Source organism: Allobosea sp. GW821-FHT10B12 (assembly GCF_059415545.1).
The window spans coordinates 22,802-34,702 of sequence record NZ_JBWKNL010000006.1 but is presented as its reverse complement, the minus strand read 5'-3'; the positions used below and the strand labels follow the sequence as shown (position 1 = coordinate 34,702).

General features: G+C 66.5%; 13 protein-coding genes. 8 read left to right on the top strand and 5 right to left on the bottom strand.

The genetic code is table 11. From position 1 onward, the window contains the following. Nucleotide 1 precedes the first annotated feature (1 nt). From AC07O0_RS20265 to rpsU, 5 genes are all read right to left on the bottom strand, one after another. Entirely contained in the window at nt 2–1,321 is a 1,320-nt protein-coding gene (locus AC07O0_RS20265) for a TRAP transporter large permease (RefSeq protein WP_494625858.1), read from the bottom strand. Nucleotides 1,322–1,329: 8 nt separating this feature from the next. After that, entirely contained in the window at nt 1,330–1,920 is a 591-nt protein-coding gene (locus AC07O0_RS20260) for a TRAP transporter small permease subunit (RefSeq protein ID WP_494625497.1), read from the bottom strand. An 86-nt stretch (nt 1,921–2,006) separates the two neighbouring features. After that, entirely contained in the window at nt 2,007–3,122 is a 1,116-nt protein-coding gene (locus AC07O0_RS20255; protein WP_494625496.1) for a TRAP transporter substrate-binding protein, read from the bottom strand. 278 nt (nt 3,123–3,400) lie between these two features. Further along, nucleotides 3,401–3,775: a DUF6481 family protein gene (locus AC07O0_RS20250; protein ID WP_494625495.1), complete on the bottom strand. Its 375-nt coding sequence runs from the start codon at nt 3,773–3,775 to the stop codon at nt 3,401–3,403. Between the two features lie 82 nt (nt 3,776–3,857). Then, nucleotides 3,858–4,121, bottom strand: a complete 264-nt coding sequence (gene rpsU, locus AC07O0_RS20245) for a 30S ribosomal protein S21 (RefSeq protein ID WP_110489825.1) — start codon at nt 4,119–4,121, stop codon at nt 3,858–3,860. A gap of 211 nt (nt 4,122–4,332) precedes the next feature. Here rpsU and AC07O0_RS20240 point away from each other — a divergent pair, with 211 nt between their 5' ends. The 8 genes from AC07O0_RS20240 to AC07O0_RS20205 all read left to right on the top strand — a co-directional run bounded on the left by AC07O0_RS20240 (nt 4,333) and on the right by AC07O0_RS20205 (nt 11,802). Continuing rightward, on the top strand, nt 4,333–4,920 hold the full coding sequence (locus AC07O0_RS20240; RefSeq protein WP_494625494.1) for a hypothetical protein: 588 nt from the start codon (nt 4,333–4,335) through the stop codon (nt 4,918–4,920). A gap of 120 nt (nt 4,921–5,040) precedes the next feature. Next, a complete protein-coding gene (gene proB, locus AC07O0_RS20235; RefSeq protein ID WP_494625493.1) occupies nt 5,041–6,180 on the top strand; it encodes a glutamate 5-kinase in 1,140 nt (379 codons plus the stop codon). 18 nt (nt 6,181–6,198) lie between these two features. After that, nucleotides 6,199–7,506, top strand: a complete 1,308-nt coding sequence (locus AC07O0_RS20230) for a glutamate-5-semialdehyde dehydrogenase (RefSeq protein WP_494625492.1) — start codon at nt 6,199–6,201, stop codon at nt 7,504–7,506. After that, nucleotides 7,503–8,114, top strand: a complete 612-nt coding sequence (locus tag AC07O0_RS20225; RefSeq protein WP_494625491.1) for a nicotinate-nucleotide adenylyltransferase — start codon at nt 7,503–7,505, stop codon at nt 8,112–8,114. The genes AC07O0_RS20230 and AC07O0_RS20225 overlap by 4 nt, the downstream gene beginning before the upstream one ends. Nucleotides 8,115–8,237: 123 nt before the next feature. Further along, complete coding sequence (gene rsfS, locus AC07O0_RS20220) at nt 8,238–8,594, top strand: ribosome silencing factor (RefSeq protein ID WP_494625857.1); 357 nt, start codon at nt 8,238–8,240, stop codon at nt 8,592–8,594. Between the two features lie 12 nt (nt 8,595–8,606). After that, nucleotides 8,607–9,089, top strand: coding sequence for a 23S rRNA (pseudouridine(1915)-N(3))-methyltransferase RlmH (gene rlmH, locus AC07O0_RS20215; RefSeq protein ID WP_494625490.1), 483 nt, complete (start codon nt 8,607–8,609; stop codon nt 9,087–9,089). Between the two features lie 86 nt (nt 9,090–9,175). Continuing rightward, the gene (locus AC07O0_RS20210; RefSeq protein ID WP_494625489.1) at nt 9,176–10,453 is read left to right on the top strand and encodes a murein hydrolase activator EnvC family protein; all 1,278 of its coding nucleotides are present in this window, start codon (nt 9,176–9,178) and stop codon (nt 10,451–10,453) included. Then, nucleotides 10,453–11,802: a S41 family peptidase gene (locus tag AC07O0_RS20205; RefSeq protein WP_494625488.1), complete on the top strand. Its 1,350-nt coding sequence runs from the start codon at nt 10,453–10,455 to the stop codon at nt 11,800–11,802. The genes AC07O0_RS20210 and AC07O0_RS20205 overlap by 1 nt, the downstream gene beginning before the upstream one ends. Nucleotides 11,803–11,901 lie beyond the last annotated feature (99 nt).

Below are 11,901 nucleotides of genomic sequence, written 5' to 3'. Positions count from 1 at the left end.
CTCAGCCGTAGAGATATTTCGGCAGCCAGAGCGCGATCCCGGGGAAGACGTAGACCACCACCATCGCCACCAGCACGAGCCAGAGGAACGGCATCACCCCGGAGAAGATCTGGTTGATGGTGACGTGCGGTGGCGCGATGCCCTTCAGATAGAACGGCGCCATCGCCACCGGCGGTGACAGGAACGAGGTCTGGATGTTCAGGGCGATCAGGATGCCGAAGAACAGCGGGTCGATCTTGAAGAACTCCAGCAGCGGCAGGAAGATCGGCACGAAGATCACGATGATCTCGGTCCACTCCAGCGGCCAGCCGAGCACGAAGATGATCAATTGCGCCACGATCAGGAACATGGTCGGCGATAGGTTCAGCGCCGTGACCAGATTCTTGATCGGCTCGTGGCCGCCGAGGATGGCGAAGATCGACGAGAAGATGAAGGAGCCGACGAAGAGCCAGCAGACCATCGCTGAGGTCCGCGCCGTCAGAATCACCGATTCCTTGACCTTGCCGAAGGAGAGCGAGCGGTAGGCGGCGGCCAGGATCAGGCTGCCGAGCGAGCCGACGGCGGCGGCCTCGGTCGGCGTCGCCAGGCCGAAGAAGATGCAGCCCAGCACTGACATGATCAGGATGGTGAGCGGGAAGAAGCTGGTGACGAGCGCCCAAAGCACGCTCGTCCACGGCACATCCGTCTGCTCCTTCGGCAACTTCGGCGCCAATGCCGGGTTGAGCCAGCAGCGGATCAGCACATAGAGCATATAGAGCCCGGCGAGCAGCAGGCCAGGGAAGAGAGCGCCGGCGTAAAGCTTCGGGACAGAGACGCCGGCGGTCGCACCGTAGAGGATCAGCATCACCGAGGGCGGGATCAGGATGCCGAGGCAACCGCCGGCGCAGACCACGCCGGCCGAGAGCTTGACGTCGTAGCCGGCGCGCAGCATCGCCGGGAAGGCGAGCAGCCCCATCAGCGTCACCACCGCCCCGACGATGCCGGTCGCGGTCGCGAAGATGGCGCAGGTCGCCAATGTGGCAATGGCGAGAGAGCCTGGAACGTTGCCGAGCGCGAGCTGGATCGAGTGGAACAGCCGGTCGAGGATGTTCGCCCGCTCGATGATGTAGCCCATGAAGATGAAGAGCGGGATCGAGACCAGGACGTCGTTGGCCATCACCGAATAGGTGCGCTGGACCACGAGGCTGAACACCGTGTCGCCCATCGCCCAGTAGCCGAAGCCGACACCCAGCGCCATCAGCGTGAAGGCGATCGGGAAGCCGAGCATGATGAAGAAGATGAACAGGACGAGCATCACCACGCCCAGTTCCGGATTGCCCATACCCAGCATCAGACGGTCTTCCCCGCATCCGGCCCGCCTTGGGCGGCAGCCTGCTCAAGAATGAGCTTCTCGGTTTCCTCGACATCGTGCAGCCGCTGCGGCCATTCGCCGGTACGCAGGCAGATGACGCAGCGCGCCACCTCGGCCAGCCCCTGCACCGTCATCAGCACGCCGGCGATCGGGATCAGCGACTTGAAATGGTAGAGCGGCGGCCCGTTTGGCGAATTCGAGGAATGCTCCTTGATCATCCAGGAGAAGGCCGCGAATTTGTAGCCGGCCCAGGCGAGCGCGATGATGCCGGGGAAGAAGAAGATAAAGTACAGCGCGAGATCGAGCCTTGCCTGCGTGCGCGGGCTCCATTCGCGATAGAGGAAATCGCCGCGCACATGCGCATTGCGGGCGAGCGCATAGGGGCCGGCCAGCATGAACAGCGTACCGTAGAGGATGTAGCTGACGTCGAAGGCCCATTCGGTCGGCGCCCGCAGCGCGTAGCGCGAGAAGACCTCGTAGCTGATCGCCAGCGTCAGGATCAGGATCGTCCAGCCGGCGAGCTTGCCGATGGCGGTGTTGAACTTGTCGATCGCAAGGATCAGTTTCATCCGCGTCCGTCGCCCGCTGTCTAAAATTGGCAAAAAGCGCCCGCCGTCACAAGGACGGCGGACGCGGCTCCGTGAGGCAGCGGCCTTCAGGTCTTGAAGAAGTGGTTGAAGGCGAGATCGCGCGAGGGCTCGTTGAGCCGCTGATAGGACACGGTGCGCTTGACCCAATCCTTCTGGCTATCGACCACTTTCTTGAAGAACGGGCTCTCGCCGCCGAGCTTCTCCAATACCTTGTCCCAGGCGGCGAGTTGCGCCTTGAGGATCACCTCCGGCGTCGCGACCACGTTGACGCCTTTCCCGCGCAGCATCTCGAGATCCTTGGAATAGCGGTCGAGCGCCTTCCAGATCATATCGGAGGAGGCAGACTCGGCTGCGTACTTCACGATCGCCTTCTGCTCGGGCGAGAGCGCGTCGAACTTGGTCTTGTTGAAGAGCAATTCGAAGCTCTCCGCCGCCTGGTGGTAGCTCTGCAGCATGTAGACCTTGGCGACGTCCTGGAAGCCGAGGATCGAATCCGAGGACGGATTGTTGAACTCGGCGCCGTCGATCACGCCGCGCTCCAGCGCCGGCACGATCTCGCCACCGGCGAGGATGGTCACCGCCGCGCCCATTTCGCGCATCAGGTCGGCGGCGAGGCCGACGGTGCGGTATTTCAGGCCCTTGAAGTCGTCGGCGGTCTTCAGCTCCTTCTTGAACCAACCGAGCGGCTGGCACGGCATCGGCCCCGAGAAGAAGCCTACCAGGTTGAGCTTGAGCTGGTTCTGGACAAGGTCGTTGTAGAGGTCGTAGCCGCCGCCATGGTTCATCCAGCCGAGGAAGTTGGTGGCGTCCCAGCCGAGGGCCGGCGGTGTACCGAACAGCGAGAACGCCTTGTTCTTGCCGTACCAATAGGCGGACACGCCATGGCCGCCATCGAGGATGCCGGCAGCGACCGCGTCCTGCATCTGGAAGGCCGGCACCACCGCGCCGGCGGCAAGCACGTCGATCTTCAGGCGCCCGCCGGACATGTCGTTGATACGCTTGGCGAAATCGCCGGCGAATTCATGGAAGATGTCCTTGGTCGGCCAGGTCGACTGGAACTTCCAGGTCACGGTCTGCGCCCGGCTGACCTGCGGCATCGCGATCGCGCCGGCGCCTGCTAGCCCGGCCACTTTCAGGAAATTGCGTCGATTGGAACGTGTCTTCGTCGCTTCGGACGTCATGGTTCTCTCCCCGGAGAAACGGCGCCGTTGAAGCCGGCGTGCATTGTTTGCGGCTCTGCTGGCCGTCGCAACCCAGAGTTTCGGCAGCGCGGGGAGATGGCAAGCCGGAAGGACTATAACTTTAGTTGTAAGTGAAACGAGTACCGTTCCCGGACGGAATGAGTGCTATTCCTCTGCGGAAAGAACAGACGCGGCCACACCCTCCGCGCCAAAGAAAACGGCGCCGCATCAGATGCGGCGCCGTCGACGATCGAGCAGATTCGATCGAGAATTCGTGTTCAGCGGCGCTTACCGGCGACCCGCATCTCCATGTACTGCACGGCTTCGAGCAGCACGCGGCGCGGCCGCTCGGCGTCGCGCTTGGCCTGCTCGGCCTTGCGCTGCACCTCGCGCTCGATTTCGGCCAGACGCTCGGCCTCCTCCTGGGCAGCGCGCTCCAGGGCGGCGATGCGCTCGGCTTCCAGGCGCTCCGCTTCCTTCTTGGCATCGCGCTCGGCCCGCGCGGCGGCGATCGCCTCGCGCTCGGCCCGACGCTGCACCATCACCGGATCGTCCGGCCCGGGGCGCTTCTTGAAGCGCTCAAGCAGGGCCTTCTTCGCATTGGCGGAATTGGCCTGGCGATCAGTGAAATGGCGGTCGTTCGGATTCTTCAAGGTTGGCCTTCAGGAGTTGCTCGGGCGAGAATGCCGCCCGCGCGCTGCAAATACGGCAGCGCGCGGAAGTTTTGTAGTGAAATCAGCGCGGGGCCGCTGCGCCGGCAGCGCGGGGCTTCAGCACCTTCGGCTTCGGCGCGGCGATCAGGCCTTCACGCTGGGCCTGCTTGCGGGCGAGTTTGCGGGCGCGGCGCACGGCCTCGGCCTTCTCGCGAGCGCGCTGCTCGGACGGCTTCTCATAGGAAGCGCGACGCTTCATCTCGCGAAACACGCCTTCGCGCTGCAATTTCTTCTTCAGAACGCGAATGGCCTGATCGACATTATTGTCGCGCACGAGAACCTGCATCCGTTTCTCCAGCTTTGCAGGATGGAAGGAAAAAGGGCCAGGCTGAGCCCGACCCTTGATGAATTCGCGCCCCCGGTAACAGAAATCGGCGGCCAGCGCCACCCCTTATCGCGTCCCACCACGCGCATGGCGAACCCGCATCGCCTCGCGCCCCTTGGCAGGGGGCGCCTCGCCATGCACCCTTGAGCCGCCTTCGATCACATCGGACGCCATGGACCCGCAAGCCGCCAACGAGCTCTTCCCCCATATCCGCATCGTCATCGGCATGGTGGTCGGTCTGGGCATCACGCGGCTGCTCACCGGCGTCGCCCGGCTGATCCAGCATCCCAAGCGCTATCGCCTCTCGGCGATCCACCTGCTCTGGGTTTTTTCCCTGCTGGTCGAGCTCGCCTTGTTCTGGTGGTGGGAGTTTGCGCTGTCCCGACTGCCGAGCCTGACCTTCGGCACCTTCCTCTTCCTGATCGGCTATGCGCTGACGCTCTTCCTGCTCTGTGCGCTGCTGTTTCCGGACGATCTCGACGAGTATGCCGATTATGAGGACTACTTCCTCAATCGTCGGCGCTGGTTCTTCGGATTGTTCGCGCTGACTTTCGTTCTCGATGTCGTCGACACCGCCCTGAAGGGCCCGGCACGCTGGAGCCATTACAGCGCCGACTATCTCATCCAGGTCCCGCTCGGCCTCGGCCTCTGCCTGGCCGCCTCGCTCTCGGCGAACAAGCGCCTGCAGCTCGGGACGGCGCTGCTGCACATTGCCTACCAAGCCTATTGGATCGTCCGCGTGCTCAACGCGCCGGTTTAAACCAGTCCATGCAGCGGCAGGCGCAGCAGGATTGCACCCGTGCTGCTTTACAACGCCGGCGATTTGGCCAAGGAACGGCTCCGGGCGTCGTCTTGCCGCCTCACAAGCCCGGTCCCGCCCGTGAACCTGCCTGCCCTCGACCAGTTCCGCCGCATCGTCGTCAAGGTCGGCTCGTCCCTGCTCGTCGACCGGGCGCAGGGGCGTCTGCGTCATGCCTGGCTCGCCGCTCTGGCCGAGGATCTCGCCGAATTGCATGGCCGCGGCGCCGATGTGCTCGTCGTCTCCTCTGGTGCGATCGCGCTCGGCCGCACCGTGCTGAAACTGCCGGCCGGCCCGCTCAGGCTCGAGGAAAGCCAGGCCTCCGCCGCGGTCGGACAGATCGCGCTCGCGCGCAACTGGTCGGAAGCGCTCGGGCATCACGGCCTCAACGCTGGCCAGATCCTGCTGACCCTCGCAGACACCGAAGAGCGCCGGCGCTATCTCAACGCCCGCGCGACGCTCGGCCGGCTGCTCGACCTGCGCGCCGTTCCCGTCATCAACGAGAACGACACCGTCGCCACCTCCGAGATCCGCTATGGCGACAATGACCGGCTGGCCGCCCGCGTCGCCACCATGGCCGGCGCCGATCTCCTGGTGCTGTTCTCCGACATCGACGGCCTCTACACCGCCCCGCCTCTGTCGAGCCCGGACGCGCAGCATATCCCGGTCATACCGGCGATTTCGTCCGCGATCGAGGCGATGGCCGGCGGCGCCGCCTCCGAACTCTCGCGCGGCGGCATGCGTACCAAGATCGAGGCCGGCAAGATCGCGACCGCCGGCGGCGCCCATATGCTGATCGCCGATGGCCGTGCCAAGAACCCGCTGCGCGCCGTCACGCAGGGTGCACGCTGCTCCTGGTTCCTCAGCGCCTCGACGCCCGCCACAGCGCGCAAGACCTGGATCGCCGGCTCGCTCGAACCGCGCGGCACGCTGCATGTCGACGACGGCGCCGCCCGGGCGCTGCGCGGCGGGGCGAGCCTGCTGCCGGTCGGCGTCACCCGGGTCGAGGGTGCCTTCAGCCGCGGTGACGCGGTCGTGATCCGCGCCGGTGACGGCAGCGAGCTCGGTCGCGGTCTCGTCGCCTATGACGCGGACGAGGCGGCGCGCGTACTCGGCAAGGCCTCGCGCGAGATCGAGGCGGTGCTCGGCTACCCCGGCCGCGCCGAGATGATTCACCGGGACGACATGGCGCTGCGCCTCGGCTACGATCCCGATGCGTAAGCAGAGTTCAGGGCGGCGATGACCCAAGAGAACGCAAGGCGCGTCCCCGCGCCCGACAATGAGAACGGCGACGTCGCCGCGCTGATGCGCAGGCTCGGCCGGGCCGCTCGCGCCGCGGCGCGCCAGGTCGGAACCGCACCGACGCAGCAGCGTAACCGCGCGCTGGCGGCGATGGCGGAGGCGCTGCGCGAACGCGCCCCGGCGATCCTTGCCGCCAACCGCCAGGACCTGGCCGACGCCCGCTCCGCCGGCCTCATCGCCTCCTTCATCGACCGCCTCACCCTCGACGAGGCCCGCCTCGAAGCGGTCGCCCAGGCCGTCGCTGGCATCGCCGCCCTGCCCGATCCGGTCGGCCGCGTGCTGGCGAGCTGGACGCAGCCCAACGGCTTGCTCTTCGAGCGCATCGCCACTCCGCTCGGCGTCGTCGCCGTGATCTTCGAGAGCCGCCCCAATGTCACGGCGGACGCCGGCGCGCTCTGCCTGAAGAGCGGTAATGTCGCGATCCTGCGCGCCGGCTCCGACAGTTTCCGCACCTCCAGCGAGATCGCCGCCGCCATGCAGGACGGGCTTAGCCTCGCCGGCCTGCCGCGCGAGGCGATCCAGCTGGTGCCGAGCCGCGACCGCGCCGCCGTCGGCGAGATCCTCAAGGGGCTGGGTGGCAATGTCGACGTCGTCGTGCCGCGCGGCGGCAAGAGCCTCGTCGCGCGGGTCCAACAAGAGGCGCGCGTGCCGGTCTTCGCGCATCTCGACGGCAACAACCATGTCTATGTCCATGGCGAAGCCGATCTCGCCATGGCCCGCGCCATCCTCATCAACGCCAAATTGCGCCGCACCGGCGTCTGTGGCGCCGCCGAGACGCTGCTGGTCGACCAAGCCTGTGCCGAAACGCACCTCAAGCCGCTCGTCACCGCCCTGCTCGACGAGGGCTGCGCCGTACGCGGCGACACGGCGACATTGGCCGTCGACCCGCGCGTCACGCCGGCGAGCGAGGAGGATTGGCGCACCGAATATCTCGACAGCATCATCGCGGTGAAGCTCGTGCCCGGCCTCGACGCGGCGATCACGCATATCGAGACCTACGGCTCGCACCACACCGACGCGATCGTCACCCGGGACGAGGCCGCCGCCGCCCGCTTCCTGGCCGAAATCGATTCGGCGATCGTGCTGCACAACGCTTCGACCCAGTTCGCCGATGGCGGCGAATTCGGCTTCGGCGCCGAGATCGGCATCGCCACCGGCCGCATGCATGCGCGCGGCCCCGTCGGCGTCGAGCAGCTCTGCTCCTTCAAGTACCGGGTCCACGGCCGGGGTCAGGTCCGCCCGTGAGCTCCGAAGAGCTGCGCCTGCCGCCGCACGCGCCCGGTCTGCGCATCGGGCTGTTCGGCGGCACTTTCAACCCCGCCCATGACGGCCACCGCATGGCGAGCCTGACGGCGCTGCGCCGGCTCCAGCTCGACCGCGTCTGGTGGCTGGTCACGCCCGGCAACCCGCTGAAGGACAATCACGCTCTGCCGCCGCTCACGCAGCGCATCGCCACCGCTCGCGCGCTTGCCGACCACGGCCATATCCATGTCACCGGCATCGAGGCGACGCTGCGCACCCGCTACACCGCCGACACGCTGCGTCAATTGAAACGCCGCTGCCCCGGCGTGCGCTTCGTCTGGATCATGGGTTCGGACAATCTGGCGAATTTCCACCGCTGGAATGAATGGCGCACGATTGCCCGGATGATGCCGATCGCGGTGATCGACCGCCCCGGCTCGACGCATCGCTCGATCGCCTCCCCCGCCGCAAACTGGATGGCGCGCTGGCGCCTGTCGGAGAATCAGGGCGCCGCTTTGCCGGTGCGCACCCCGCCCGCCTGGATCTTCCTGCACGGCCGGCGCTCGGATCTGTCCTCGACCTATCTGCGCGAACTCGCCGAAACCAATTGAACTCGACCCCTCCGGCGCTTAAATTGGGGCTGTCGCGCCCTGAGCGCGTCGTCACGTGAGGATACGGCTCTGAACCGTCAATCGATCGGCGAAGCTGGCACAGAGCCGCTTCCCCCGGCTGCCCTGACCGACAACCCGGCGGCGTCCGGCATCGCGCTCGCCTTGCAGGTCCTGGACGACATGAAGGCCGAGGACGCCACCGTGATCGATCTTGTCGGCAAGACCTCGCTGGCCGACGCCATGATCATCGCTTCCGGCCGGGTCAACCGCCATGTCGCCTCGATCTCTGACAGCCTCGTCGAAGCCTTCAAGAAGGCCGGCCATGAGACCCCGAAGGTCGAGGGCTTTCCCGCTTGCGACTGGGTGCTGATCGACACCGGCGACCTGATCATCCACATCTTCCGCCCGGAAGTGCGCCAGTTCTACAATCTCGAGAAGATGTGGGGCGCCGACCGGCCGCGCGAGCGCCTCGACGGCTGAGCTGAAACCCTCGTGCGCTTGTCGGTTGTTGCCGTCGGCCGCCTGAAGGATGGGCCGGAGCGCGATCTTTGCGCCCGCTATCAGGAGCGTGCTCAGGGACTTGCCCGCGGGCTCGGCCTGAGCGGCCCCGAGGTCATCGAGCTTGCGGAAGGCCGTGGCCGCCGCACCGATGAACGCCGCCGCGAGGAAGCCAAACTGATCGGCGAGCGCCTGCCGCCCTCCGGCCTCGTCATCGCCCTGGACGAGCGTGGCAAAAGCCTCGACAGCGACGCCTTCGCGGCTCGCCTCGCCGCCGCGCGCGATGCCGGAACGCCGGCCGCGACCTTGCTGATCGGCGGCGCCGACGGGCTCGACGCCGAACTGCGCGAGCGTGCCGCGCTGGTGCTGTCCTTCGGCGCCCTGACGATGCCGCATCAGATCGTGCGTGCGCTCGTGCTCGAACAGCTCTATCGAGCGATGACGATCATGGCCGGACATCCCTATCATCGCGCATGACCCGCCGCTCCCGGCTGATTCGAATCGCACGCACGCTCCGGCCCTGGCCGGCGCTGCTCTGCGCGTGCCTGTCGGCCGGCGCCGTCGTGGCTCAGAACGCTACCGCCCCCGAAACGGAACAGTCCGCCCGCGAGACCGAGCAGAAGCGCGAGGAGAAGCGCGCCCGCGAGGCCGAGCTCAAGGCGATCGAGGAACGGCTCGCCGGCAATGCCGAGGCGCGCGCCAAGCTGGAAGCCGAGATCGCCGGCATCCGCGCCGACCGGACCAAGCTCAACCAGGCCCTGCTCGAGACGACCGCACGCACGCAAGGCGCCGAGGGCCGCATCGCTGGACTCGAACAGCGGCTTTCCCTGCTGCAGACCAGCGAGACCGCGATCCGACGCTCGCTTGAGAGCCGGCGCGGCCTGATCGGCGAGGTGCTGGCCGCGCTGCAGCGCATCGGCCGCCGGCCGCCGCCGGCGGTGCTGGTTCGGCCGGAGGACATCCTCGAAGCGGTGCGCGCCTCGATGCTGCTCGGCGCAGTCGTGCCCGACCTGCGTCAGGAGATCACCATTCTCGGCACCGATCTTGCCGAACTGGTGCGCCTGCGCGAGCGCATCGCTGAGGAGCGCAAGGCGATCGCCGGCGAGATGGAAGGGCTGGCCGGCGAGCGTCAGCGCCTGGCGTCGCTGATCGAGGCCAGGCGCACCCGCGAGACCAGCGCCGCCCAGGACATCGAAGCGCAGCGCGCCGCCGGCGGCGAACTCGCCGCGCAGGCCAAGTCCCTGCGCGACCTCGTCGAGCGCATCGAGAAGGACATTTCCGCCGCCACCCGCGCCGCTGACGCTGCCCGCCGCGCCCTTGAGGCCGAAACACAGGAGCAGCGCCAGCGCATGGCCCAGCTCGCCTTCCGCGATCCGGCTCGGCTCGCGCCCAAGGCCGCCTTCCAGGAACTGCGCGGCATGCTGCCTCTGCCGGTCGCCGGTTCACAATTGCGTGGATTTGGCGCGGCTGACGAAGTTGGCGCCGCAACTCGTGGAATTTCGCTTTCCACCCGCCCCGGCGCCGTGGTTTCGTCACCTTCCGATGGCTGGGTGGTCTATGCGGGGCCGTTCCGCTCCTTTGGCCAACTCTTGATCCTCAATGCCGGCAATGGTTACTATATTCTCCTGGCGGGCATGCAGCGCATCGATGTGTCGTTGAACCAATTTGTGCTGGCCGGGGAGCCGATTGCGGTAATGGGCGAGACCGCGGAAGCGGCCGCGACGAATGTAGGAACGGGGACCGGCGAGCCGATCCTCTATGTCGAGTTCAGGAAAGACGGCGTCTCGATCGATCCGACGCCGTGGTGGACGAAATCGCAAGGCGAAAAGGTTCGCGGATGATGCGCAAGGTTTCTCTCGTTCTGGTCGGCGCGATCGCCGGCGCCGGTCTCACCGGCGTCGTGACGCAGACCAAGCTGCTCTCCTCGACCAGTGCGGTCGCGGCTTCGGCCGAGGTCTATCGCAGCCTCAATCTCTTCGGCGACATCTTCGAAAAGATTCGCACCGACTATGTCGAGAAGCCGGACGAGCAGAAGCTGATCGAGGCTGCCATCAACGGCATGGTCTCCTCGCTCGATCCGCACTCGGCCTATCTCGACGCCAAGAGCTTCCGCGACATGGACATCGACATGCGCGGCCAGTTCGGCGGGCTCGGCATCGAGGTGACGATGGAGAACGAGGTTCTCAAGGTCGCCAAGCCGATCCGCGACACGCCCGCCTCCAAGGCCGGCATCCTCGCGGGCGACATCATCCGCAAGATTGACAATGACGAGGTCAAGGGCCTCAGCCTCAACCAGGCCGTCGAGAAGATGCGCGGCATCATCAACACGCAGGTCAAGCTGACGATCGAGCGCACCGGCAAGACCGAGCCGCTCGAATTCACCTTGACCCGGTCCAACATCGTCGTTCCGGCGGTCGAGGAGCGCGTCGAGAGCGATGTCGGCTATATCCGCATCGGCACCTTCAGCGAGCAGACCTATGAGGGCCTGCGCAAGGCGCTCGACAAGATCAATGCCGAGATCGGCTTCGACAAGGTCAAGGGCTACATCATCGACCTGCGCAACAACCGCGGCGGACGCCTCGATCAGTCTGTCCTGGTCTCCGACGCCTTCCTCGAGCGCGGCAAGATCGTCTCGACCCGCGGCCGCAATGCCGAGGAGACCCAGGTCTTCAACGCCAAGTCGGGCGACCTGACCAAGGGCAAGCCGGTGGTCGTGCTGATCAACGGGTCCTCGGCCTCCGCCGCCGAGATCGTTGCCGGCGCCTTGCAGGATCACAAGCGCGCCACCGTCATGGGCTCGCGTTCCTTCGGTAAGGGCTCGGTCCAGACCGTCATTCGCCTCGGCGACAATGGCGGCCTGCGCCTGACCACCGCGCGCTACTACACCCCGTCCGGCAACTCGATCCAGGCCAAGGGCATCACGCCTGACATCGAGATCATCCAGGACGTCCCGGCCGAGCTGAAGGACAAGGTCGAGAACAAGGGCGAAGCCTCGCTCAAGGGCCATCTGCGCAATGGCGACGGCAAGGAAGAGCAGGCTGGCTCGCCGTCCTACGTTCCGATCGACCCGACCAAGGACACCCAGCTCGCCGCGGCGCTCAACCTGCTGCGCGGCAAGAAGGACGTGGCCTTGCCCGCCACTCCGGCACCCGCCCCGGCGCCCGCTCCGGAAGCCGGGAAGTCCAACTGAGACGCGGGCTTTTCGGCTCAACAGCTCGGCACTTGTGCAACGGCCGCAGGAGATTGTTTTCCCTGCGGCCGATTGGCGATTGATTCCGGCCCGAATCAT